The sequence below is a fragment of the Streptomyces blastmyceticus genome, from assembly GCF_039521185.1.
GTDB classification, from domain to species: Bacteria; Actinomycetota; Actinomycetes; order Streptomycetales; family Streptomycetaceae; genus Streptomyces; species Streptomyces blastmyceticus.
Map to the genome: position 1 here is coordinate 1,025,974 of NZ_BAAABW010000026.1, position 24,094 is coordinate 1,050,067.

At 74.1% G+C, this 24,094-nt stretch carries 20 protein-coding genes; 9 read left to right on the top strand and 11 right to left on the bottom strand.

The genetic code is table 11. From position 1 onward, the window contains the following. Position 1: 1 nt before the first annotated feature. The gene (locus tag ABD269_RS26900) at positions 2-553 is read right to left on the bottom strand and encodes a (2Fe-2S)-binding protein (RefSeq protein ID WP_344121862.1); all 552 of its coding nucleotides are present in this window, start codon (positions 551-553) and stop codon (positions 2-4) included. Continuing rightward, positions 544-1,431, bottom strand: a complete 888-nt coding sequence (locus ABD269_RS26905) for an FAD binding domain-containing protein (protein WP_344121864.1) — start codon at positions 1,429-1,431, stop codon at positions 544-546. Before ABD269_RS26905 ends, ABD269_RS26900 begins: the two co-directional genes overlap by 10 nt. Positions 1,432-1,675: 244 nt before the next feature. Here ABD269_RS26905 and ABD269_RS26910 point away from each other — a divergent pair, with 244 nt between their 5' ends. Next, positions 1,676-3,376 (top strand): PucR family transcriptional regulator, encoded by a 1,701-nt coding sequence (locus ABD269_RS26910; RefSeq protein WP_344121866.1) that lies wholly within the window; start codon positions 1,676-1,678, stop codon positions 3,374-3,376. A gap of 19 nt (positions 3,377-3,395) precedes the next feature. Next, positions 3,396-4,208: a hypothetical protein gene (locus tag ABD269_RS26915; RefSeq protein ID WP_344121868.1), complete on the top strand. Its 813-nt coding sequence runs from the start codon at positions 3,396-3,398 to the stop codon at positions 4,206-4,208. Positions 4,209-4,281: 73 nt separating this feature from the next. Here the strand turns inward: ABD269_RS26915 and otr(A) are convergent, their stop codons facing one another. Continuing rightward, a complete protein-coding gene (gene otr(A) / locus ABD269_RS26920) occupies positions 4,282-6,303 on the bottom strand; it encodes a tetracycline resistance ribosomal protection protein Otr(A) (RefSeq protein ID WP_344121871.1) in 2,022 nt (673 codons plus the stop codon). Positions 6,304-6,743: 440 nt separating this feature from the next. Here otr(A) and ABD269_RS26925 point away from each other — a divergent pair, with 440 nt between their 5' ends. After that, a complete protein-coding gene (locus ABD269_RS26925; protein ID WP_344121873.1) occupies positions 6,744-7,547 on the top strand; it encodes a hypothetical protein in 804 nt (267 codons plus the stop codon). A 32-nt stretch (positions 7,548-7,579) separates the two neighbouring features. On the opposite strand, the gene ABD269_RS26930 is transcribed toward ABD269_RS26925, so the two are convergent. Beyond that, complete coding sequence (locus tag ABD269_RS26930; RefSeq protein WP_344121875.1) at positions 7,580-8,398, bottom strand: GntR family transcriptional regulator; 819 nt, start codon at positions 8,396-8,398, stop codon at positions 7,580-7,582. A gap of 115 nt (positions 8,399-8,513) precedes the next feature. Here ABD269_RS26930 and ABD269_RS26935 point away from each other — a divergent pair, with 115 nt between their 5' ends. Both ABD269_RS26935 and ABD269_RS26940 read left to right on the top strand, forming a co-directional pair. Next, positions 8,514-9,371, top strand: coding sequence for a (2Fe-2S)-binding protein (locus ABD269_RS26935; protein WP_344121877.1), 858 nt, complete (start codon positions 8,514-8,516; stop codon positions 9,369-9,371). 198 nt (positions 9,372-9,569) lie between these two features. Beyond that, the gene (locus tag ABD269_RS26940) at positions 9,570-10,619 is read left to right on the top strand and encodes a DUF2637 domain-containing protein (RefSeq protein WP_301891585.1); all 1,050 of its coding nucleotides are present in this window, start codon (positions 9,570-9,572) and stop codon (positions 10,617-10,619) included. Positions 10,620-10,652: 33 nt separating this feature from the next. Here ABD269_RS26940 and ABD269_RS26945 read toward each other — a convergent pair whose 3' ends face one another. The 3 genes from ABD269_RS26945 to ABD269_RS26955 all read right to left on the bottom strand — a co-directional run bounded on the left by ABD269_RS26945 (position 10,653) and on the right by ABD269_RS26955 (position 15,696). Beyond that, entirely contained in the window at positions 10,653-11,102 is a 450-nt protein-coding gene (locus tag ABD269_RS26945) for an ATP-binding protein (protein WP_344121879.1), read from the bottom strand. Positions 11,103-11,438: 336 nt separating this feature from the next. Further along, the gene (locus ABD269_RS26950) at positions 11,439-13,181 is read right to left on the bottom strand and encodes a pyruvate dehydrogenase (protein ID WP_301891587.1); all 1,743 of its coding nucleotides are present in this window, start codon (positions 13,179-13,181) and stop codon (positions 11,439-11,441) included. A gap of 61 nt (positions 13,182-13,242) precedes the next feature. Further along, positions 13,243-15,696 (bottom strand): protein phosphatase 2C domain-containing protein, encoded by a 2,454-nt coding sequence (locus ABD269_RS26955; RefSeq protein WP_344121880.1) that lies wholly within the window; start codon positions 15,694-15,696, stop codon positions 13,243-13,245. A gap of 197 nt (positions 15,697-15,893) precedes the next feature. On the opposite strand from ABD269_RS26955, the gene ABD269_RS26960 reads away from it, so the two are divergent. Both ABD269_RS26960 and ABD269_RS26965 read left to right on the top strand, forming a co-directional pair. Next, positions 15,894-16,526, top strand: coding sequence for a helix-turn-helix transcriptional regulator (locus tag ABD269_RS26960; RefSeq protein ID WP_344121882.1), 633 nt, complete (start codon positions 15,894-15,896; stop codon positions 16,524-16,526). A 111-nt stretch (positions 16,527-16,637) separates the two neighbouring features. Further along, positions 16,638-17,120 carry a DUF456 domain-containing protein gene (locus tag ABD269_RS26965; protein ID WP_116214482.1) on the top strand — a complete coding sequence of 161 codons (483 nt, stop codon included), beginning with the start codon at positions 16,638-16,640 and terminating at the stop codon, positions 17,118-17,120. A gap of 50 nt (positions 17,121-17,170) precedes the next feature. On the opposite strand, the gene ABD269_RS26970 is transcribed toward ABD269_RS26965, so the two are convergent. The 4 genes from ABD269_RS26970 to ABD269_RS26985 form a co-directional block, all read right to left on the bottom strand. Continuing rightward, positions 17,171-17,668 carry a methylated-DNA--[protein]-cysteine S-methyltransferase gene (locus tag ABD269_RS26970; RefSeq protein WP_344121885.1) on the bottom strand — a complete coding sequence of 166 codons (498 nt, stop codon included), beginning with the start codon at positions 17,666-17,668 and terminating at the stop codon, positions 17,171-17,173. Positions 17,669-17,670: 2 nt separating this feature from the next. Beyond that, positions 17,671-19,140 (bottom strand): AlkA N-terminal domain-containing protein, encoded by a 1,470-nt coding sequence (locus ABD269_RS26975; RefSeq protein ID WP_344121886.1) that lies wholly within the window; start codon positions 19,138-19,140, stop codon positions 17,671-17,673. A 205-nt stretch (positions 19,141-19,345) separates the two neighbouring features. After that, the gene (gene rsgA / locus ABD269_RS26980; RefSeq protein WP_344121887.1) at positions 19,346-20,437 is read right to left on the bottom strand and encodes a ribosome small subunit-dependent GTPase A; all 1,092 of its coding nucleotides are present in this window, start codon (positions 20,435-20,437) and stop codon (positions 19,346-19,348) included. A 199-nt stretch (positions 20,438-20,636) separates the two neighbouring features. Beyond that, positions 20,637-21,842 (bottom strand): YihY/virulence factor BrkB family protein, encoded by a 1,206-nt coding sequence (locus tag ABD269_RS26985; RefSeq protein WP_301891594.1) that lies wholly within the window; start codon positions 21,840-21,842, stop codon positions 20,637-20,639. 237 nt (positions 21,843-22,079) lie between these two features. Between ABD269_RS26985 and ABD269_RS26990 the strand changes: the two genes are divergently transcribed. After that, positions 22,080-23,339 carry a GAF domain-containing protein gene (locus tag ABD269_RS26990; RefSeq protein ID WP_425572977.1) on the top strand — a complete coding sequence of 420 codons (1,260 nt, stop codon included), beginning with the start codon at positions 22,080-22,082 and terminating at the stop codon, positions 23,337-23,339. Positions 23,340-23,366: 27 nt separating this feature from the next. Next, entirely contained in the window at positions 23,367-23,948 is a 582-nt protein-coding gene (locus tag ABD269_RS26995) for a GNAT family N-acetyltransferase (protein ID WP_344121888.1), read from the top strand. The last annotated feature ends 146 nt before the right edge of the window (positions 23,949-24,094 follow it).

Sequence of the window (24,094 nt, forward strand, 5' to 3'; positions counted from 1 at the left end):
GTCAGCCCGCCTCTCCCGCGCGGGCGGCCGCGAGGCGCACCGCGTCGAGGATCTTCTCGTAGCCGGTGCAGCGGCAGAGGTTGCCCGAGAGCGCCTCGCGGATGTCGGCGTCGGTGGGGTCGGTGTTGCGCTCCAGGAGCTCGTCGGCGGCGACGAGCAGGCCGGGGGTGCAGAAGCCGCACTGCACGGCGCCCGCGTCGATGAACGCCTGCTGCACAGGGGAGAGTTCGGTGCCCGATCCGGCGTCGGGACGCCACTGCCGGGCCTCGTCGGCGCCCGTGCCCGGCGCGCTCCCGGCTCGCCGTCGCGCGTAGTCCGCGAGCCCCTCCACGGTGTCGACCTCGCGGCCCTCCACCTGGCCCGCGGCCACCAGGCAGGCGCAGACCGGGAGCCCGTCGAGGCGGACCGTGCAGGAGCCGCACTCGCCCTGCTCGCAGGCGTTCTTCGAGCCGGGCAGGCCCAGCCGCTCGCGCAGGACGTACAGGAGGCTCTCGCCCTCCCAGACGTCGTCGGCCTGCTGCGGCCGCCCGTTGACCTTGAAGTTCACGCGCATCGGGTGTTCCTCTCCCTGCCACGGTACGCGTCCCAGGTCCAGCCGAGCGTACGGCGGGCCATGACGCCCACCGCGTGCCGGCGGTACCGGGCGCTGCCCCGCACGTCGTCGATCGGGTTGCAGGCACCGGCGGCGAGTTCGGCGAACTGCCGGGCCAGCGAGGGCGCCAGGTCCGCGCCCGACTCCCAGAGGCCGCCCTCCTCCAGCGCGGCCGCCAGGAAGTCCTCGGCCGCCCGGGCCCGCACCGGCGTGGGCGCGGCCGAGCCGATGCCGGTGCGCACGGTGCGGGTCTCCGGGTGCAGGGCGAGGCCGAAGGCGCAGACCGCGATCACCATGGCGTTGCGGGTGCCGACCTTGGAGAACTGCTGCGGGCCGTCGGCCTTCCTGATGCGTACGGCCCGGATGAGCTCGTCCGGGGCCAGGGCGTTGCGCTTCACGCCGGTGTAGAACTCCTCCACCGGGATCAGCCGGGTGCCGCGCACCGACTCCGCCTCCACGTCCGCGCCGGCCGCGAGCAGCGCGGGGTGGGCGTCCCCGGCCGGGGACGCCGCACCGAGGTTGCCGCCCACGCTGCCGCGGTTGCGGATCTGCGGCGAGCCGACGGTGTGCGAGGCGAGCGCGAGGCCGGGCAGCGGATCGCGGAGCTCCGCCATGATCCGGGTGTACGGCACGGACGCGCCGAGGCGGACGTCCCGGTCGCCGATCTCCCATTCGTACAAATCGCCGATGCGATTCAGGTCGAGCAGATACTCCGGCCGGCGGTGGTCGAAGTTGATCTCGACCATCACGTCCGTGCCGCCCGCGATGGGCACAGCCGTGGGGTGCTCGGCCTTCGCGGCGAGCGCCTCCTCCCAGCTGCCGGGGCGCAGGAAGTCCATGGATCTTCTCTTCTCGATCGGGTCCCGAGGGGTGGTGCGAGGGGGTGTCCGTCCGGGCGGTTCATGTCCTGTTCACGCGGCGTGGAGCCAGTACAAGGCCGGGCGGGCACCCGGGTGCAGTCACCGAAACCATGAAGCGGTTCGCTGGCCGAGGGCCCCGTCTTGTAGATTCGAACGAAAGACGGGGTTCAGAAACCTCACTGCATTCCACTGGTTACAACAAGACAGATCGGCGGCGACCACGATGCGGCTGCGCGCACTCCTGGAGACCGAAACCCTGGGCCTTCGGCTGCTCGGCGGCGAGGACGAGCTGGACCGCTCCGTGCGCGGCGTGATGACCACCGACCTGCGCGACCCGAGCCGGTATCTCTCCGGCGGCGAGCTGGTGCTCACGGGCCTCGCGTGGCGGCGGGAGCCGGAGGACTCCGAGCGGTTCGTACGGATCCTCTCGGCGGCCGGGGTGGCCGGGCTCGCGGCGGGCGAGGCCGAGATGCGGTCGATCCCCGACGACCTGGTGCAGGCGTGCGCGCGGCACCGGCTGCCGCTGTTCTCGGTGGTCGAGGACGTGTCGTTCGCGTCCATCACCGAGCACGTGGTGCGGCAGGTCTCCAGCGAGCGGGCCGGTGACCTGGCGGCGGTCGTGGAGCGGCACCGGCGGCTGATGACCTCCGGCCCGGCGGGCGGCGGCCCCGAGGTCGTCCTCGACCTCCTCGGCTCCGACCTGGACCTGCGGGCCTGGGTCCTCTCCCCCACCGGCCGCCCCATCGCCGGGTCCTCGCTGGCCGGGTCCGGGCCCGAGCTGCCCGCCGCCGTCTGCGCCGCGCTCGCGGGCGAGCACCTGGCCGCCTCGCGCACCGGCCGCCGCGGCCCGCACCGGGTCAGCGCCGGGGGCAACACGTACTCCCTCTTCCCCATCAGCGGTGCCGGGCGCGGCGCCGCCCGCGACGTCCGGGAGACCGTCCTGTCGGACTGGCTGCTGGCCGTCGAGGCGGACGCCGGCGACTGGCCCGCCGAGCGCCTCGACCTGCTCGACGGCGTCACCCAGCTGATCGCGGTGGAGCGCGACCGGCGGGACGCCGCCCGCACGGTGCGGCGCCGGCTCGCCCAGGAGATCCTGGAGCTGGTCCAGACCGGGGCGGCCCCGGCCGAGATCGCCGCCCGGCTGCGGGTGGCGGCGCCCGTGCTGCTGCCGGGCCTCGGCACGGCCCCGCACTGGCAGGTCGTCGTGGCCCGGGTCGAGTGGGACGGCACCGACATCCCCGGCGGCCCGGTGGCCCAGGCCCTGCTGGAGGAGGTCCTGGTCGACCCGGAGGCGTCCGGCACCGAGCCGTCCGACCGGATCGCGGTCGCCCACCTCGGCGACGAGGCGGTGGCACTGGTGCCGCTGCCCGCGCTGCCCACCCGGCCGGAGGGGCTCGAACCCGAGGGCGCCGCCCCGGCCACCGCCCCAGGGCTGCACGCGGACACCCTCCTCGCGGCCGTCCGCGAGCCCCTCGCCCGGGGGCTCGACGACGACGGCCGCCTCACGCTCGGCGTCAGCGCCTCCGTGCACTCGGCGGAGGGCCTGCGCGGCGCGCTGGAGGAGGCCCGGCACGCCCGCCGCGTCGCCGCCGCCCGGCCGGGCCGCGTCTGCGCCGCGGGCCACCAGGAGCTGGCCTCGCACGTGCTGCTGCTCCCCTTCGTGCCCGACGACGTCCGCCGCGCCTTCACCGCCCGCCTCCTGGACCCCCTGCGCGACTACGACAACCGCCACCGCGCCGAGCTGATCCCGACCCTGGAGGCGTTCCTCGACTGCGACGGCTCCTGGACCCGGTGTGCCACGCGCCTGCACCTGCATGTGAACACCCTGCGCTACCGGGTGGGCAGGATCGAGCAACTGACGGGCCGTGACCTGTCGCGCCTGGAGGACAAGCTGGACTTCTTCCTGGCCCTGCGCATGAGCTGACCGCGGGTAGCCTGACCCCATGGGGGTAGTGATCAAGGACGGCCGCACCCGGATCTGGGTCGAGCGGCACGAAGTACGGGTGCGGCGGGGCCGCGTGACCACGGTGGTGCCGGGCGCCCAGGTGCGGTCGGCGGACGTCTCGGGATCGGAGCTGACGCTGCGTCTGGTCGAGCGGCCGCTGGAGCTGACGGTCCATCACCGCAATCCGGCGGCCCTGGCCGCGCTCCGCGCGGAGATCGACGAGGCCCGCCGCACGGACCGCACCGGCTCGCCCGTACGACAGGAGACCGCCGAGCCCTGGCCGGTGTCGTACGCGCGCGCCGGGTCGGCGTGGCTGGACCGGGTGACGCGGGGCAACGCGATCGCGCAGGCCGCGGTGGCGTACGTCCTGGCGAGCGTGCCGCTCACCCTCCTCCTGGCGGACAGCCCGAAAGAGCTCCTCGCCTGGCCGCTCGGCACGCTCGGCGTCGTCCTGCTGTACTGGTGGGCTGCCGTCGCCAACCTGCGCACCCGCTGGCTCGTGCGGCGCCGCGGGGTGACCGTGCGCCCCGGCCCACCGCAGGTCCGGACCGATGCCGAGGGCAGCAAGCAGTACACGTACCGCTTCCGCGCCCTCGACGGGATGGACTACCGACACGTCTCGGGCCACGCCTCGCACAACGGCGAGATCCGCTACGACCCCGCGGACCCGTCACGGATCGTCGTCCCGACCCGCGTCATGTGGCTCGCCGGCGACGTACTCCTCTTCTGGATGGCCGGCGCGCCGGGGCTGGCGCTGACGGGCAACTATGGGTTGTGGCTGGTGGGGGCGGATCCTTTTGTGATCGCTTGAAGGGGTGCGAATTTCAGCCCGTCCGGCGTTTGAGGACGCGCCCGAAGGGCGCTCCCGCCGGAGGCGACACCCGTCAAGCCCCCGCCAGATGCCTCAGATACTCCGCCCGATTCAGCGGGTTCCCGTCCGTGCGAGCCCGCACCGGCAGCGAGCCCACACACCGGCGGTCTTCTCCCGGCGTCGACCACCACACCGCCTCACCATGAGCCAGCGCAGGCAGACGCCGTTCGAGAACCGGCACCTGCCGCGCCGGGATGACGCCCCGGAAGACGCACACCATCGGCTCGGCCGCCGTGTCGTGGAGTTCGGCGCCCAGCGAAGCCAGCGCACCGCCGATCGCGCTCAACACCCCTAGAGGGACCTCCAGTTCAAACGAATGGCACGGCTCGTACACCCCCGTCCCCGCCTCCGCCAGCGCCCGCATCAGCACCAGCGGAGTCACCTGGCGGAAGTCCGCCGCCGTGCTCACCGGGCCCACGAACCCCGACCGGGTCAGGGTGACGACGCAGTCGGTGACCGGCCAGCCGTGCAGGCCCTGGGTGAGCGTGCGGTGGACGGTCTCCTCGATCGCGCGGTCGAAGGCGAGCGGCAGGGCGCCGAGTTCGGTGTCGCGGCGGAAGGCCGTGCCCGACCCCGGTGGGCCGGGTTCGACGCGCAGGCCGACCGTCGCCCAGAAGTCATGGCCGCCGTGCCGCTCGATCTGCTCGTACGCCTCGCCGCTGCCGGCCGGCCGCTCCCGGTGGACCGTGCTGCTCGGCTCGAAGCGCGCGTCGACGCCGAACTCCTCGCCGAGCGTCGCCGCGATGATCTCCTTCTGCACCTCGCCGTAGAGGAGGACGGACGTACCGCCTCCGGCGGGCAGGGCGCGGGTGCCGATGAGCGGGTCCTGGTCGGCGAGGGCGGTGAGCGCGGAGTGCAGCCGGGCCGCGTCGGCGGGGCGCGCGGGCCGTACGACCGTCTCCAGGCTCGGCGGCGCGAAGTGGGGCTCGGGCCGCGCGCCGTCCTCCGCGGTCCCCAGCCGGTCGCCCACCCTGACCCGCGGCAGGCCGCGGACCTTGGCGATGTCGCCCGCGGTGAGCCGGCGCCGCTCGCCCGGCTCCGCGCCGATCACGTCGAGGCCGGTGATCCTGCCGGAGTGCTCGACACGGGTTCCGTCCGCCTCGCGCCGGTGCAGCGCGACATGTTGACGTTCCGTCACTTCTCCTGAGAACAACCGCAGATACGCGATCTTCTCGCCCGACGCGCTCCGCTCCACGGCGAAGACCATGCCGACGGGCCCGGCGCCCTCGGCCGGGCGCTCCGGCAGGTGGCCGACGATGCCGTCGACGAGTGCGGCGATACCGTCCCCGGACAGCGCCGAGCCGAAGTACACGGGGTGGACCAGGCCGCGCGCGGTGCGGTCGGCGAGCAGGGCCCGCAGTTCCCCGGCGGCGGGCGGCGCACCGTCGACGAGCCGGGCGAGCAGCGCTTCGTCGGCCTCGGCCAGGGCCTCGGCCACCGTGTCGCGGAAGGCCGGGTCGGCGAAGGAGCCCGGGACCGCGCGGGCGCCGGGCGTGCCGATGTCACGAACCGTGCCCATCGGTACGACGCCTGGCGTCAGCCGGCGGCGGATGTCGGCCAGCGTCCCGGCGTAACGGGCCCCGGCGCGGTCGGTCTTGTTGACGAAGATCAGCGTCGGCAGCCGCAGCCGCCGCAGGGTCTTCATCAGGACGCGCGTCTGCGCCTGCACCCCCTCGACGGCGGACAGGACGAGCACGGCGCCGTCGAGCACGCCGAGGGCCCGCTCCACCTCGGCGATGAAGTCGCCGTGGCCGGGGGTGTCGATGAGGTTGACGCGGCGGTCGCCGACGCGGAAGGGGGCGACGGCGGTGCGGATGGTGATGCCGCGGCGGCGCTCCAGTTCGCCGCTGTCGGTCAGCGTGCTGCCCTCGTCGACACTGCCGAGCCGGTCGATGGCGCCGGCGTCGAAGAGGAGGCGTTCGGTGAGACTGGTCTTGCCGGCGTCGACGTGGGCGACGATGCCGATGTTGAGGGTGCGGCGGGTGTCACTCCCGGTGTTCCGGGTGCGCCAAGTGCTGCTGCTGGTGGTGTGCATACGCGAAGAAGTCCTCGGGAACGGTCGTCCGGTCAGGGCGCTGGTGGTTTCCGAGGCTTCGGCGCATTCCCGTGTCTCCTGAGGCTCTTGAGATTCTCCGCGCCCGCAGTGGCGCGCGCCTCGGCCATCCTGCCAGCCGACCCCCTCCGGTTCGAGGCATTTTTCGCGCGCTGGGAGGGGCCGGTCAGTCGATGCGGGCAGCATGACCGGACGGCGGGGAGCACCAAACCCGGCACCTGCCACTTGCACCACATGAGCACCCTGCCGCTCATAGGGCCGTTCACTCTCCGGTAATCTTCCGCTACCGCTGGAAGTCGGTCGTCCTTTGTGAATTGCTTCACACCTGACCCTTGGCCGCGTCCGGGTCTTCGTGCTGAGATTCGGGTCACGGCTTCCAGCTCGACGGCGCGCTTGGGGAGGGCACTGTGGCGGATACCGCCATGCGGAATTCTGGGTTGTCGGAGGAGCCACGAGGACCACAGGGGCCGGACCCGCAAGGGGACGATCCTCTCGAACGAGCCGTATGGCGGCTGCGATCGCGCGCCTGCTGGGACGACGCCGCCGCGCTCCTCGCCCCGCGCGCCGCCCAGGAGCCCGACGCGGCGCTGCGGCGGACGGCGGTGCTGATCGAGCGGTGCGTGTTCACGGCGCAGGGCTGGGGGGCCGCGGAGGACGCGCTGCGGGCGGCGGAGGCGCTCGCCACGGACGACGAGGAGCGGGGCGCGGCGGCCTGCGAGCGGGGTCATCTCGCTTACGCGTCCACCCTTTTGGGCGTACGGGACCGGTCGGACGAGGCCCGTTCCGCACTGGGCCGGGCGGCCGCGCTGCTGGCTCCCGGATCGCCGACGCGGCCGTTGCTGAACTTCCGGCGGGGGCTCATCGCCCAGCACCTCTCCGAGAACCCCTCCGACGCCACGGCCGCCTTCCAGCGCGCCCACGCGGGGGCGACCGCGCACGGTCAACGGCTCCTGCTGTCCTTCACCTGGCGGCACGTGGCGGCCATGGCCGAGCACGACGGCAAGCTCGCCGAGGCCCGGTACGGGTTCGCGGAGTCGCTTCGCATAAGGGAAGAGCTGGGCTATCTGGTCGGCATCGCCCCGGCGCTGGCATCGCTGGCGGCCGTCCTGCCCGACGCGGACGAGGCGGCCCGCCTGCGCGAGGAGGCCGGCCGGCTCGTGCGGCTCCTGGGCGGCGTCCCGGCGTGGCTCGCGGACCGGCTGTCCCCGACGGCGGCACCGGACTGATGCCCGCGGCCGTACGGGGCTGGGCCCTTCGCTCAGCGCGCGCCCGTGAAGTGCCCGGTCACCAGTGCCTCGACCCTCGGCAGGTCGCCCGCTCCCAAGGCGTCGAGCAGGGCCAGGTGTTCGGCCGCGTCCGCGACGAGGCAGGAGGTGCGGACGGCGAGGCCGTGGGCCGTGGGCCACTGCGCGCGACGGTGGAGCTCCTCGGCGACCGTGACCAGTTGGCGGTTGCCGGAGAGGCCGAGGAGCGCGCGGTGGAAGGCGCGGTCGGCCTCGGCGTAGTGGGCCCGGTCGCCGGTCGCCGCCACGGCTGCGGCCGTCTCGGCGAGCGGCCGCAGCTCGGCCCAGCGCGCCGCCGGAACGGTGCGGGCCAGGCGGAGCACGGACGGGACCTCCAGGAGCGCGCGGACCTCGGCGAGTTCGGCGAGGTCACGGGCGGTGCGGCTGGTGACGCGGAAGCCCCGGTTGGGGACGACCTCGACGGCGCCTTCGAGGACCAGCTGCTGCATCGCTTCCCTGACGGGCGTCGCGGAGACACCGAAGCGCTCACCGAGCGCGGGCCCGGAGTAGACCTCGCCGGGTATCAGTTCGCCGCTCAGCAGGGCCCTGCGCAGGGCGTCGAGGATCTGGCCGCGCACGGAGTAGCGCTGCGGCATGCGGCGTGCGGGAGCGGGCCGCGGCGCGGGGACGGCGGCCGGGGCGCCGTACGCGTCCTCGCCGTACGCCTCCTGGCTGTGGACGTGTTCGCCCCGGACGTGGCCGGTCGGCGCGGTGTGCGCGGCGGACGCGACGGCCCGTCCGGGCACGCCGGTACCGGGCCGCGGCGGCGCGCCGTGGGATCTGCCCTGCTCCATTGGGGTCCTCCTGTGTCCATCCGAACCATAGGCGGCCGTTCTGACAGTTCAAACCCCGATCCATCCGGGTAAGGTAAGGCTTGCCTGTAAACGATCGCGATTCGGTGGTCCTCGCATGCCTTCCGCCCCGGCTGCCCCGTTCTCGCACGTGCCCCCTCCGCCACCCGCCCGGGAGTGTCCCGTCGGCGACGCGTACGCCCGGCTCGCCGAGGTGTTCCCCCGGCTGACCGTCACCGTGGAGCCGCCCCGGCAGGGGGACGGCTGGGTGACGGCGGCGGGGCTCGCGGCGGGCGGCGACGAGCTCGACGCGTTCCTCGCGTGGGACGACGAACAGATCCTGCGCGACCACGGGGAGCGGGCCCGCCCGGACGTCGTCGCGAGCTTCGGGCTGCACCGCTACGCCTGGCCGCTCTGCCTGCTCGTGACGATCCCCTGGTTCCTGTGCCGCCGGGTGGTGCGGCTGCCCGTCGAGGCCGTCTCCTACCACCGGGTCCGCGGCCGGATGACGGCCCGGATCACGGAGTTCGCCTGCCTGGCCGGCGACCCGGCGGCGGCGCGAGCGGGCGCCCTGGTCGTCGCGGACGAGGAGGCGCTGCGGGTCCGGGTGCGCGAGGCGGTGGCCGAACACCTCGCACCGGTGCTGGCCGCCTTCCGGCCGCGGATGCGGCGCGGCTCGCGCGCCCTGTGGGGCATGGCGACGGACGAACTCGCCGAGGGCCTGTGGCGAATGAGCCGGCTGCTGGGCGAGGAGGGGCGCGCGGAGCGGGAGTTGGAGCTGCTGCTGCCGGGGTCGACCCCTCCGTACGCGGGCGGTGCGGCCTTCCGTGCGCTGACCGGACCCGCGGGCGAATCCCTGCGGACCCGCGACCGGGCGAGCTGCTGCCTCTTCTACACATTGCGCCCCGATGACACCTGCCTCACCTGCCCCCGTACCGGGGATGACGTACGAGTAGCACGTATGACCACAAGCTGATTACCTTCACACCACTCGATCGGGTGGAGTGAAGCGAACGCAATTCCCTTTTCGCTGGGCGGCGTTCGAATACTCCCACACCTATCTGTATGCCCTCGGCGTCCATTGGACGGCAGTTGCTCGGAAACCCTTTGGCGAACGGTCCGATTCCGTCAGGATGGCGCGCGAAAGGCCGTACAGCTATGCAAGGGACGCAAGATGAGAGTGACCGATATACCGCTGAATTGGATGCTCCCCAGTGTTGTGGCGCTCGCCGGGGCCGTGGTGGCGGTGACGGTGCTCGCACGCGGTGGCCGGAACGGCGGCGCGGACGACACGGGGGCTCCCACGGACTCCTGGGAGCGCACCGAGGAGCGCAGGCGCCGCAAGGAGGCCATCTACGGCAGCGCCTCGTACGTACTGCTCTTCTGCTGTGCCGCCGTGGCCGCCGCCCTCTCCTTCCACGGGCTGGTGGGCTTCGGTGTGCAGAACCTGGGCCTGACGGGCGGCTGGGAGTATCTGGTGCCCTTCGGTCTCGACGGTGCCGCCATGTTCTGCTCGGTGCTCGCCGTGCGCGAGGCGAGCCACGGTGACGCGGCGCTCGGCTCCCGGCTGCTGGTGTGGACCTTCGCGGGCGCGGCGGCCTGGTTCAACTGGGTGCACGCGCCACGGGGGATGGACCACGCGGGGGCGCCGCAGTTCTTCGCCGGCATGTCCCTCTCGGCCGCGGTGCTTTTCGACCGCGCGCTCAAGCAGACCCGCCGGGCCGCGCTCCGCGAGCAGGGACTCGTGCCCCGCCCACTCCCCCAGATCCGCATAGTCCGGTGGCTGCGCGCCCCCCGCGAGACCTTCGGCGCCTGGTCGCTGATGCTCCTGGAGGGCGTGCGGACGCTGGACGAGGCGGTCGAGGAGGTCCGGGAGGACAAGCGGCAGATGGAGCGGGACCGGGTCAGGCGGCGCGAGGCGGGCAAGCTGGAGCGGGCCCGCATCAAGGCCTACAACCGCCAGCACCGGGTCTGGGGCCGCGCCCGCACCGGACGCCAGGTGGAGGTGACCGGGCCCGCCGTGCCCGCCGCCGCGCAGCCGCCGCAACTCGGCGCGGAGCCTTCCATAGCGGCCGAGGGGCAGCTCCCCGTACGCGCGCGTCCGCTCCAGGCGGTGAGCGGCCCTGATCCGATCGACCTCACCGCCGAGGACGACACCCAGGCCATTCCACGACTCGACTCACTGGAGGCCAAACTCGCCCAGATCGAGCGACAGTTCGGCTGATCCCCCAAGAGCCCTGGGTCGCCACGCGGCGGTTCAGGGCTCTTGGGCGTCCAGCTCGAACCAGACCGCCTTTCCCACGCCGTGCGGGCGCACGCCCCAGCTGTCGGCGAGGGAGTGCACGAGCAGCAGGCCGCGCCCCGAGGTCGCGGTCTTCTCGATGTCGTGCTCCCGGCCGTCGCCCGCCTCGCCGTCGGTGCGCGCCCCGGGGACGCGCAGGGCCGGGTGCCGCACGGCGAAGTCCCGCACCTCGACCCGCAGTCGGCCCTTGGACCGGGCCTCCGCGTCACCGGTGAGCGCGGCCGTCACCACCGCCGCCCCGTCGGTGTGCACCAGTGCGTTGGTGACCAGCTCGCTCGTCAGCAGCTCGGCCGTGTCCGCGCGCCCCGGTGCGCCCCAGTGCGCCAGCAGTGCGCGCAGCTGTGCCCGCACCTCACCGACCGCGGTGAGGTCCCGGCGCCCGAGCCGTCTTTCGAAACGCGGCACCGAGGGCGCCCGCGCGTCCCCCCGCTCCGGCCGCCCGTTCCCCGCCCCGCTCGCCGCCATGCCCTCCGCGGCCCCTCCCCGGCCCGCGTGGCCGTCCGCGCCCGCCAAGCTTGCAGTCCGCCGTTTCATCCTTCCCTGTCCCCGACCCCTCCCCGGCGCCCCGGCATCGAACACGCTCACGCACACTCATGACAATGCATGCCCCGGCCCACTGGTGACGACTCCTGTTGAGCCATCAACATGGTGATATGACTGGAATGCTGAGGCGTCTTGTGCTGCGCGCGAATATGCCGTCGGCCTGTAGCGGATTAACGTTTCCCGTGCGGCATTCCGTGGTCAGGGGCGCGGTACGTTGCGGAGGTTGGCGCGCGCCATCTGGAGCATGCGGCCGACGCCGCCGTCGAGCACAATTTTTCCCGCCGAGAGCGCGAATCCGCCGACCATCTCCGCGCTGATCTTCGGGGGGATCGACAGGGCGTTGGGGTCGGTGACGATGTCCACCAGTGCGGGCCCCTTGTGCCGGAAGGCGTCCCGCAGCGCGTCGCGCACCTGCCTGGGCTTCTCCACCCGCACGCCGTGGGCGCCCGCCGCCCGGGCGATGGCCGCGAAGTCGGGGTTGCGGTTCGTCGTCCCGTACGAGGGCAGCCCGCTCACCATCATCTCCAGCTCGACCATGCCGAGCGAGGAGTTGTTGAACAGGACGACCTTCACCGGCAGGTCGTACTGCACGAGCGTGAGGAAATCGCCCATCAGCATCGAGAATCCGCCGTCGCCCGCCATCGCCACGACCTGGCGGCCGAGGTCGAGGAACTGCGCCCCGATCGCCTGCGGCAGCGCGTTCGCCATCGAGCCGTGGGTGAAGGAACCGATGACCCGGCGGCGGCCGTTGGGTGTGAGATAGCGGGCCGCCCAGACGTTGTTCATGCCCGTGTCGACGGTGAAGACGGCGTCGTCGGCGGCCTCCTCGTCCAGGACGGAGGCGACGTACTCGGGGTGGATCGGGGTGTGCTTCTCGACCTTGCGCGTATACGCCTTGACGACCCCCTCCAGGGCGTCGGCGTGTTTCCTGAGCATCCGGTCGAGGAAGGCGCGGTCGCTCTTCGCCCGCACCTTCGGGGTGAGGCAGCGCAGGGTCTCGCGCACGTCGCCCCACACCGCGAGGTCGAGCCGGGAGCGGCGGCCGAGGCGCTCGGGCCGCACGTCCACCTGCACGGTCCGCACGTCGTCCGGCAGGAAGGCGTTGTACGGGAAGTCGGTGCCCAGCAGGATCAGCAGGTCGCACTCGTGGGTGGCCTCGTAGGCGGCGCCGTAGCCGAGGAGCCCGCTCATGCCCACGTCGTAGGGGTTGTCGTACTGGATCCACTCCTTGCCCCGCAGGGCGTGCCCGACCGGCGACTTCACCCGCTCCGCGAAGGCCATCACCTCGTCGTGCGCGCCCGCGGTGCCACTGCCGCAGAAGAGGGTGACCTTCCCCGCCTCGTCGATCATCCGGGCCAGCGCGTCGACCTCCGCGTCCCCGGGCCGTACGGACGGGCGGGCGGGCAGCGGGGCGTGGTCCGTCGCGCGCTCGGGGGCCTGCTGCGCGGCGATGTCGCCCGGCAGGGAGACGACGCTGACGCCGCCCAGCCCGATCGCGTGCTGGACGGCCGTGCGCAGCACCCGGGGCAGCTGCCGGGGGCTGGAGATCAGCTCGCTGTAGTGGCTGCACTCCCGGAAGAGCCGGTCCGGATGGGTCTCCTGGAAGTAGCCGGTGCCGATCTCGCTGCTGGGGATGTGCGAGGCGAGGGCCAGCACCGGGGCCATGGAACGGTGGGCGTCGTAGAGGCCGTTGATCAGATGCAGATTGCCGGGGCCGCAGGAGCCCGCGCAGGCGGCCAGCCGGCCGGTGAGCTGGGCCTCGGCGCCGGCCGCGAAGGCGGCGGTCTCCTCGTGGCGGACCTGCACCCAGTCGATGGCGGCGGTCCGCCGGATCGCGTCCACCACCGGGTTCAGGCTGTCGCCGACCACTCCGTAGAGCCGCCGCACCCCGGAACGCACCAGGGTGTCCACGAACTGCTCCGCCACCGTCTGCTTCGCCATCGGGCCTCCTCCGGATCGGTCTCGGCCCGCTCCTTCCCCTATGAACCCACGGAACACATGACTATGCCTCCCAGAGGGCGCACGCGGTCCGGTCGTCGGCGTACCCCGTCACGCGCAGCTGGGCGTCCCCGAGGAAGGCCGCCAGGCCCGGCGGCTCGCCCCCGGACCAGCGGCGGGCGAGCTCCTTGCCCAGCTCGGGCTCGCCGCGCAGCGGCTCGGCCAGGCCCGTGCTGCACAGCAGCAGGCTGTCCCCCGGCCGGGCGACGGACGCCCGGAAGCGGAACGGCTCGCCCGGCACCTCGGCCGGTTCGACGGCCGGGGCGATGCCCGGCGTGGTGATGCCCAGGTCGATGGTCATCCGCTCGTCGGGCGTCGTGCCCTGGCCCACGGCGGGTTCGAGGCCCGGGCAGAGCTCCGCGGGATCCGGGTCGAGGTCCTGCCAGGCGCCCTCCCGGAGCCGGAAGAGGCCGCCGGTGCCGACGCCGAAGAAGACGCGCGTACGGCACGCGGGGTCGGCGGTCAGCAGCAGGCAGCGCACGGCGGCGGTGTACTCCTCGGGGCGCAGGCCGAGTTCGGCGGCGCGGGCGCGCAGCCGTCCGTAGCTGCGGTCGGTGAGCCGGTGCAGCCCGGACCTCAGCTCGCCGCGGCGCCCGCCGCGGATGTCGTCGGCCAGCCGGGCGTGGCTGCGCCCCACGGCGCCGCCCAGCCAGGCGCAGATGTCCCGGGCCGCGCGGTGCGCCTCACCGGCCGCGCGGGTCCCACTGGCCATCGCGACGAACAGCAGCGCGCCGTCACCGTCGCCGAACCGGGTCGTCAGCAGGGCGTCGCGGCGCGGCTCGCCGCGATAGCGCGCCGAGTCGCCGCGCAGCGAGGTCGCGCGCAGGGTCACCGCGCCGTAGCACGCGCCGTCCAGCACGGTGTCCGGCACGGCCTCCGCCAGCTCCCGGGGGTCACCGGCGGGCCAGGCGGTCGGCTCGGCGTCGTACGTGGGCGGGCGCTCCCCCACGAACTCGGCGGCGCGGGCCGGTTTCCGCCCCTGCCGGGGGACCAGCGGCAGCCGGGGCGCCCGCTCCTCGGGAGGCGTGGGCTGGGGGGAGAAGAGGGTCTCCCAGGGCTGCATGGTCTGCGGGGGCTGCGGGGTGTCGCGGGGCTGGGGCGACTTGGCGGGCGAGAGGGGTTCGCGCGGCCGGCGGGGACCGGAGGACAAGGGGTCGCCGGACTGCCGGGGGTCGGGGGGCGCGAGGGGGTCGTGCGGCTGCCGGGGGGCGGAGGGGAAGAGGACGTCGCGGGGCGGACGGGAGTCGGAGGACGGGAGGGCGTCGCGGGACGGGCGTGATCCGTTGGACGGGAAGGATCCGCGCGACCGGCGGGGGTCGGAGGGGGGCTCGGGGTCGCGCGGGCGACGTGACGCGGGCGGCGTCTCGTTGGACCGGGACGGCAGCGGCTTCCGCGGGGATGCCGTCCCGCGCGGCTGCGCGTCACGCGGCCGTTCGCTGCGCGGCGCCGGAAGGGTCGCCCGGCGCTCCGGGGGTGCGGACGGCGGCTCCGCCGGCCGCTCGGCGTCCGGGGGCGGATCCCCGTGCCGCCCGGTCTCCGGGGCCGGGTCCTGCTCCGGCGGCCGATCGGCGCCCTGGGGGCTCGCCGGGGACGGGGAGTTCTCGCGGGACTTCGGGGACCACAGGGGCTCCCGCGACTGCGGGGGCCGGGGTGGAAGGGGCCCCTCCCACAGCTCCCGGGGCTCCGGTTCCGGCGGCGGGAGCGGCTCGTCCGGCTGCGGCAGGCCGGGGGACGGGAGCGCGTCCCGTACGGGGAGGGGTTCGAGCGGCTCCTCCTGGCGGGGGGCCTCCGCGGAGGGAAGCGCCTCGCGCGGCGGCGGCACGGACTGCTCCGGTTTGCGGAGCGGTGTCCTGGGCCGCGGGGTGTTCATGGGCCGGGGCGAGGGCCGCCGTACGTTCACGGGCCTCGGCGCGCTCGCGGGCCGGGCGACGTTGGCGGGCCGCAGGGACTCCGGGAGCTTCACCGGCTTCTCGGTCGGGCCGCTGGGGTCCGCGGGCTCGGGGAGCCTGGGCGGCGGGGCGGGGGCGCGGGGCGGTGGGACCTGCCCCCTGGTATCGGGCGGGGGCACGTCCCTGGTGATCCGCTGCGCGCGGTCCGGCAAGGGGAGCGGGGGCGGGCCCACGAGGTCGGGTGGCGGCTGGAGTTCGGGCGGGCCGGGCAGGCCCCGGGTGTGCGGTGCTCCGTAGCCCAGGGACAGCGAGGGGAGCCCTCCCGAGGGGGGAGCCGACCGGCCGGGTGGTTCGGCGCCGCCGAGGTCCCGCGCCGCTCGCGCCGCCCGTCCGGCGGGCTCCGCCTCGGGCACGGCGCCGGTCGCTCTCACGACCGAGGCGACGGAGGTGAAGCGTTCGTCGAGGCTGTCGTCCGCGGCGGCGGAGCCGGTGTCGGGTTGATTCTTGTCGTACAACTCGCCCCACCAGGCGTCCTCTTGGCCGGAGCGTTGATCCCCCTGCTGACTCATGCCCTTATTGTCCACACCTCGGGGCATACGGGAAGAGTGCACGAAGGAACCGCCCACAGGGATGATGGCCGCAGTCGAAACGCGGTTGTGGGGAGGGATGTCGCTTGCTCAGTGCCATAGGTCTGGACGCCGTCCGGGAGACAGGGCGGTGCGGGCAGCCGACGCAACGGTCCGCCGGGAACAGTGCGGTGGAACTGGTGACCGGTTCCCACGCCATTGCCGAACGTCTGTTGCGACTGCGGCTCGCCGCCACCCGCGAGATCTGCACACTGATGGCGGACAGATCGTGGCCCATCGCGGGTGACGCGGTCAACGGCGTGCCCCAGCGCGTAGTTGTCGACCGCAGTGCACCGGCGCGCGCCGTCGTTCTCGCGCCGGGGGCCGGCCACGGCGGGCCCGCCGCGCGGGTCCGGGCCGTCTGCCGGGTGCCCGCGGAGTTCGTCGTCGCCGACCGCGCGGTCGCGCTGGTGCCGCTGTCCCCGCACGCCGCCGCGCCCGCCGCCCCGGCCGCCCTGGTCGTCCGCCCCGGCGCACTGCTCACCTCGCTGGCAGACCTCTTCGAGGACGTGTGGCACCAGGCGCTTCCCCTGCGGACAGGCGTGGACGGCGCCCTGTACGAGACCCCGGGAGCGGGGCCGGACGCCGTCGATCTGGAGGTGCTCTCCCTGCTGCTCGCCGGCCTGACGGACGCCAGCGTCGCCAAGCAGCTCGGGCTGGGGCTGCGCACGGTGCAGCGGCGGGTCAAGCGGATGATGGAGCTGGCCGGGGTCACCACCCGGCTCCAGCTCGGCTGGCACGCCGCCGAGCAAGGCTGGACGGCACGGCGCTGACACGCGCCGTGCCGCTCGTGGACCGCCCGGCGCCGCCGGTGGGGGATTACCGGCCACGCTGGCCACAATCGTCCGGAAGCGGTGCCGCGCGCCTTCCGGCAACCTTGGTCCATGGGGACGTGGCAGCTGGTCCTGGTCGGTCTGGTGATGCTGCTCGGCCTGCTCGGCGTGGTGACCCCGGGGGTGCCGGGGCCGCCGATCGTCTGGGCCGGAGTGCTGTGGTGGTCGATGACCGCGCGGACCGCCCTGGCCTGGGCCGTCCTGGCCGGTGCCACGGGGGTGCTGCTGCTGAACCAGGCCGTGATCTGGCTGCTGCCGCCCCGTCGGCTGAGAGGCGCCGGCATCACCCGCCGCGCCTTCCTGGTGGCCGGTTCGGCCGGGATCGCCGGGTTCTTCCTCGTGCCGCTGCTGGGCGCGGCCCTGGGCTTCGTCGCCGGGATCTACGGGGTGGAGCGGCAGCGACTCGGCGGGCACGGCGAGGCGTGGGCGTCGACGCGGAATGTGATGCGGGCGCTCGGGACGAGCGTCCTGGTCGAACTGTTCGCCTGTCTGCTGGTCGTGGGGGCGTGGATCGGATCGGTGCTGCGAGGGTGATCTCCCGCGCCGCCGATTGACAGCGCGTCCAGTCCGGTTGACCAGGGTGGTCAAGCGCGTGGTGTCTCAAGACCGAGCAGCAGCCGCTTGCGCTCCAGCCCGCCCGCGTACCCGGTGAGCGAGCCGTCCGCGCCGATCACCCGGTGGCAGGGGCGCAGCACCAGCAGCGGGTTGGCGCCGATCGCGCCGCCCACGGCGCGGACGGCGGCGCGCGGGGCGCCGATGCGGGCGGCCAGTTCGCCGTATGTGGTGGTGGAGCCGTACGGGACAGTGTCGAGCGCGTCCCAGACCCGCTGCCGGAACTCCGTTCCCTGTACGGCGAATTCGAGGTCGAATTCCTTGGCCTCCCCCGCGAAGTAGGCCGCGAGCTGCCGTCCGGCCTCCGCGAAGGCGCCGGGGTCGCGCTGCCAGTCCGGCTGCACGGTGGCGCCGTTGCGCTGTCCCGGTACGGACAGCGACACGAGGGCGGTGCCGCCGGGCGCGGTCGCGGAGGGCCTGCCGGTGAGCAGCAGCGGGCCGAGGGGGCTGTCGATCTCGGTGTAGAGCATGGTCAGGCGTCCTTCGGTGCGTCGGTGCGGGGCTCGGCGGTGCGGAGCCGGAGGTGGTGCAGGGCGTACGAGCGCCAGGGGCGCCAGGCGGCGGTGTCCTCGGCGGGTATGCCGGTCTCTTCCGCCGGGAAGACGTCGGGGTCGGCGAGCGCCCGCATCCGGATGTGACCGGCGGTCCGGGCGTCGATGCCGGGCAGGGCGAGCAGGGCGCGTTCGGCGCTGTCGCGGTCCGCGCCCGGGTCGAGGTGGACCGTGCCGTCCGCGAGGGCGGTGGTGAGCGCGCGCAGCGTGCGGCGGGGCGCGGCGGGGATGTCGTCGAGGGCGGCGCCGGCGAGGGTGTCGGCGTCGGGGAAGACGTGGGTGAGGGCGCCGTCCGGTGCGGCGAGAGGCTTGCCGTACGCGGTCACGAGCCCGCCCGCGAGCTCGGCCGCGGCTTCCGCGCTCCTCCCCCGGGCCAGCACGGCGCGCACGGCGAGCTCGTCGCCGTCGGCCGCTCCGGGCGAGCGCAGGCCCGGCCGGGCGTCGACGAGCGGCCGCAGCAGGGGGTCGGCGCGGAGGCGGTCGGCGACGGCGTACGGGTCGGCGTCGAGGTCGAAGAGGCGGCGCATCCGCTGGACGGCGGTGGACAGGTCGCGCGGGTCGGACAGGTGCAGCCGGCAGTCGAGCCAGTGGCCGCGGTGCGCCGGTGCGGGTTCGCGGACCTCGGCGACGGCGGTGCCGTACGGCAGCCGCAGGGTGCGGCGGTAGCGGCGGGCACCGGGGGCGCCGCGCGTCTCCTCGACGCCGGGGACGGCGCCGCGCTGGAGGTGGTCGAAGATCTCCCGCGCGGCGTACGGGCCCCGGTGGGCGAGCCGGAGCGGTATGCCGGCCGCGGTGGGTGCGGGGCGGCCCCGGTGGCCCGGCGCGCGGCCGCGCAGGGCGGTCGGCGTGCAGGCGTAGATCTCCCGGACGGTGTCGTTGAACTGCCGGACGCTCTTGAACCCCGCCGCGAACGCGATCTCCGTGACCGGCAGCGACGTCGTCGTCAGCAGGATCCGCGCGGTGTGGGCGCGCTGGGCCCGCGCGAGGGCGACCGGCCCCGCGCCCAGCTCCTCGGTGAGCTGGCGGTGGACCTGCCGCGCGCTGTACCCCAGCCGGTCCGCGAGGCCCCCGACGCCCTCGCGGTCCACGACCCCGTCCCCGATCAGGCGCATCGCCCGGCCGACGAGATCGGCCCGTACGTTCCACTCCGCGGACCCGGGCACGGCATCCGGTCGGCACCTGCGACAGGCCCGGAACCCGGCGCCCTGCGCGGCGGCCGCCGACGGATGAAAACTCACATTGACCCGCTTCGGGGTCACCGCGGGACAGCTCGGCCGGCAGTAGATCCCCGTGCTCGCCACACCGAAGAAGAACTCTCCGTCGAAGCGGGCGTCCCTACTGCTCACCGCTTGATAGCGGGAGTCGTCGAGGGGGGTGGGGGTGTCGTCCATGCGTTCCAGTCTGCGGCATCCGCTGGGTGCGGTCTGGCGGAAATCGGACGCGAGGTTTTCGGGCTCGCTTGTCCTCCGTTGCCGCCTGCGGCGGGAGCGGCCTGCGGCCGCGTCCTCAATCGCCGGACGGGCTGGAAAACCAGCCCGTCCGGCGATTGAGGACAGCGCGCGAAGCGTGCTTCAGGGTCTGGGGCGGAGCCCCAGGTCAGCGGCCCCGTTTCCGGGCGGACATCTCGCGGCCCTCGGCCTGCCTCCGCTTCCATTCGCGCCGCATCTCCGCCCGAAGCCTCGCATCCGTTCGCGCGGCGATCCGCTCGTTCTCGCGGAGCAGCTTGCGGTAGCTGTCGAGGCGGCGCTGCGGCAGTTCGCCGGAGGTCACCGCCTCAAGGACCGCGCACCCCGGTTCGCCCTGGTGGCCGCAGTCGTGGAAGCGGCAGCGCGCGGCGAGGGCCTCGATCTCGGAGAAGGTCTGCGCGACCCCGCTGTCCGCGTCGTACAGCCCCACGCCGCGCAGGCCCGGGGTGTCGATGAGGACGCCCCCGCCCGGCAGCGGCAGCAGGTTGCGCGTGGTGGTGGTGTGGCGGCCCTTGCCGTCGCTGTCGCGTGTGGCGTGGACGTCCTGGACGTCCTCGCCGACCAGGGCGTTGGCGAGCGTGGACTTCCCGGCGCCGGACTGTCCCAGGAGCACGGACGTGCCGCCGGCGAGCGCCGCGGCGAGTACGTCGACGCCCTCGCCCGTCGCCGCGCTCACCGCCAGCACTTGCGCGCCCGGCGAGACGGTCGCGGTGTCGTCGAGGAGATGGCCGAGGACGACGGGGTCGGTGACGAGGTCGGCCTTGGTGAGGACGACCACGGGCGCGGCCCCGCTCTCCCAGGCGAGGGTCAGGAACCGCTCGATCCGCCCGAGGTCCAGCTCGACGGCCAGGGAGGAGGCGATCACGGCGTGATCGACGTTGGCGGCGAGGATCTGCCCCTCGGACCGCTGGGAGGAGGTGGAGCGGACGAAGGCGGTACGGCGCGGCAGCAGCGCCCGTACGAACCCCCGGGCGAGGTCGACGGCCGCCCAGTCGCCGGTGCACATGATGCGCAGCGGGTCGCCCGTGGTGACGAGCGCGGTGTCGGCCTGCACGGTCCGTACGCCGTCGCCGTCGGGGACGACGAGGTCGCAGCGACCGCGGTCGACGCGGACGATCCGGCCGGGGGTCAGGCCTTCGGCGGCGTGGGGGGCGAAGCTTTCAGCGAACCCTTCGTCCCAGCCGTAGCGGGTGAGGGGGTGCGGAGCGGTGAGCTCGGACAAGGTGATGGTCCTTCAGGAGGGAGTTGATCAATACCTGCTTCCGTGTGCGGGCAGCGCCCGTGGCCGTGACAGTCATCGGTCCTCACCTCCTGTTTCTGCACCTTGTGTGCGACGCGATCGTATGCACCGCGGGCCGACGCCCGCCATTGGTTTTCCGCCCTGAGGGGCAGCCTTGAGGGACGGAGGGACAAAAGCGGGGCTAATGGCCGCCGTTCGGCCTGGCATGTTTGCCCGGAGAGTCCGGCTTGGCGTGTTTCGGGCGGTGTTCCGGGCGCTGGATGCGCGAGCGTACGTCCTCCGGCGGCAGGAACTGCGCCCAGCGCTCGGGGAATTCCGACGGCGGTTCCCGGTCCTGGCCCACGACGCCTTCCTCCACCTCGTCGTCGAGGTCCTCCTCCAGCCCCGCCTCCAGCGCGCGGGCGGCACGCTCCGCGGCCTCGCGGGCCAGCGCGGCCGCGCGCAGCCGGTCGACCTCCGCGCGGGCACCGGCCGTCGCGACGGACGGCCAGACCCGGTCTATCGCGGCGTTCACCGCGGCGCCGACGAGGACGGCGAAGGCCGAGACGCCGATCCACAGCAGGACGGCCACGGGCGCGGCGAGCGACCCGTAGATGGTGAGGCCCTCCACGGTGTGGGTGAGGTAGATGCGCAGCAGGAGGCTGCCGATCACCCACATGGTGAGGGCGACCAGCGCGCCCGGGATGTCCTCCCGCCAGGGCGAACGGACCGGCACGGACACGTGGTAGAGCGTGGTGAGGAAGGCGATGGAGAGCAGGATCAGGACGGGCCAGTAGAGGAAGCGGACGAGGTCCGCGCTCCAGGGCACGACGTTCACCACCTCGTCGGGACCGGCCACCATCAGCGGCAGGACCACCGCCCCGATGAGCAGGGCGACCACGTAGAGGATGAAGGCCAGCAGCCGCGTCCGGACGATGCCGCGCTTGCCCTCCAGCCCGTACATGATGGTGATCGTCTCGACGAAGACGTTCACGGCCCGGGAGCCGGACCACAGGGCGATGGCGAAGCCGAGCGAGATGACGTCGGGGCGGCCCTTGGTGACGTCCTGGAGCAGGGGCTTGGCGATCTCGGTGACGCCCTTGTCGCTGAGGACGGTCGCCGACGCCTTGAGGATGTTCTCCTGGATGGAACCGATGGTGTTGGTGCCGGTCCAGTCGTCGAGATAGCCGAGCAGACCGAGGAGTCCGAGCAGCAGCGGTGGCAGGGACAGCAGACTGAAGAAGGCCGCCTCGGCGGCCAGTCCGGTGACGCGGTATTCGACACAGGAGTTGACGGTGTCCTTGAGGAGCAGCCACGCCATCCTGCGTTTCGAGACATTTCGGTACAGGACCCTGGCCCTGTGGAGTCGGCCGTCCCGCCGACCCGATCGTTCGTTTGCTGCCTGCACCCTCTAACCGTATCGGCCCTGGCCAGGTTGGTTCGCACCGTGGCCGGGCGGCGCCCCCGAGAGGCGCGGCGGCGGTGGGAGGCCCGGGCGGAGGGTGATGCTGCGCCGACTCGGCACCACCCTCCGGCCGCTCGTCGCAAGCTTCCGCCCGCGCGCTGCCGGACCGCAACGGTTGCATGGAGTTGCAATCCTGCGGATGCCCCGACATGCGGGCCCCCGCGGCGGCACCATGGCAACGTGAACCGCGGAACCATCGATGCGCGTCTGCTGCCGGCCGTCCGCGAGGCATGCCTCGGCGACGGCGAATCTCCCGCTCCGCCCCGGCCGGTGATCGGGGACTCCTGGCGCCGGGTGCGGCTCCACGGCCTCGATCCGGACCACGGCGCCGCGGTCCCTCCCCCGCTGCCGGTGGAGGAGGTCGAGCACCGGCGGCACACCTCGCAGTTGGGCGGGTTGCTGCCGCAGCTCCGCGAGGGGCTGGGCACGTTCGTGGACGTGGAGCGGCAGCTGCTGGTCGTCACGGACGGCGAGGGCCGGGTGCTGTGGCGCGAGGGGAGCCGGGGGACGCTCCGCAGCGCCGACCGGCTGGAGTTCGCGGTGGGCGCCGCGTGGACCGAGGAGCGGGTGGGCACCAACGGCATCGGCACGGCGCTGGTGGAGCGCCGGCCGGTGCAGGTGCACTCCGCGGAGCACTTCGTACGGACCCACCACGCCTGGACGTGCGCGGCGGCTCCGCTGCACGACCCGCGCGACGGGCGGCTGCTGGGCGTCGTGAACGTCAGCGGTCCGGCACCCGCCTTCAACCCGGCGACGCTTCCGCTGGTGACCGCCGTCGCCAAGGTCGCCGAGGGGGAACTGCGCGCCCGGCACTGGGAGTCCGTGGAGCGGCTGCGTTCGGTGGCTGCTCCGATGCTCTCGCGCCTCGGCGGGCGGGCGCTGGCCATCGACCGGGAGGGCTGGACGGCGGCGGTGACCGGGGCGGTGCCGGTGGGCCGGGTGGCGCTGCCCAAGTCCGTGCAGCCGGGGCTGGTGTGGCTGCCGTCGCTCGGGCTGTGCTCCCTCGAACCGCTGCCGGACGGCTGGCTGGTGCGGGTGGCGGAGACCCCTCACCCGGACGCTCAGCCGAACCGCGTGGTGCTCGACCTGCGGCGCGCCCGCGACTGGACGGTGACGGTCTCGGGCGCGGCGGGCCAGTGGTCGCAGGAGCTGAGCCCGCGCCACGCGGAGCTGTTGTACGTCCTGGCGCTGTACCCGGCGGGGCGGACGGCCGCGGAGCTGGCGGCGGACCTGTTCGGCGACCCGACGCGCACGGTGACCGTACGGGCGGAGATGTCGCGGATGCGGCGCACGCTGGGCGGGGTGCTGGGGCACCGCCCGTACCGGTTCGCGGACGGCGTCGACGTGCGGCTGCTGTCGCCGGGGCACCCGGGCGAGCTGCTGCCGGGGTCGACGGCACCGGCCGTCCTCGCCGCGCGCGGGCAGGCGCCGCCGCGCTGACGGCGGGCGTGTGATGGGGTGAGCGGCATGAGCCATCGCACCCTCGCCGTGACCACCTGGTCCCTGGAGCAGACCGCGCCGGACGATCTCGTGTCCACGCCCGCACCCGACGCGTCCGCCGGGGTCCGGATCACCCGGGCCGAAGTGCCCTCGCCGGAGTTCAGCCGCTTCCTCTACACCGCCGTGGGCGGGGACAACACCTGGACCGACCGGCTGGGCTGGACGTACGAGCGGTGGCGGGCGTTCCTGGAGCGGCCCGGGGTCGAGACATGGGTGGCGTACGACCACGGGACCCCGGCCGGCTACATCGAGCTGGACGCACAGGACGACGGCGTGGTGGAGATCAGCTACTTCGGCCTGCTCCCGGCGTTCCGGGGCCGCCGCATCGGCGGGCACCTGCTCTCGTACGGGACGGCGCGGGCGTGGGATCTCGCCGAGCGGTGGCCGGGGGTGGCGCGTACGAAGCGGGTGTGGGTGCACACGTGCTCTTTGGACGGGCCTCATGCGATGGCCAACTACGAGCGGCGGGGGTTCCGCTTGTTCGACACGACGGTGGCCGACGAGCCGGTCGCCGACGACCCGGGCCCCTGGCCGGGGGCGCACGGCTGACCCGCCGCGGTTTCTTTTCCCCAGCCCCGCCCCTTCCCGAAACTGGGGGCTCCGCCCCCAGACCCCCGGGGTGCGCAATTTCAGCCCGTCCGGCGATTGAGGACGCGCCCGAAGGGCGCTCCCGCCGCAGGCGGCAACGGGCTCGC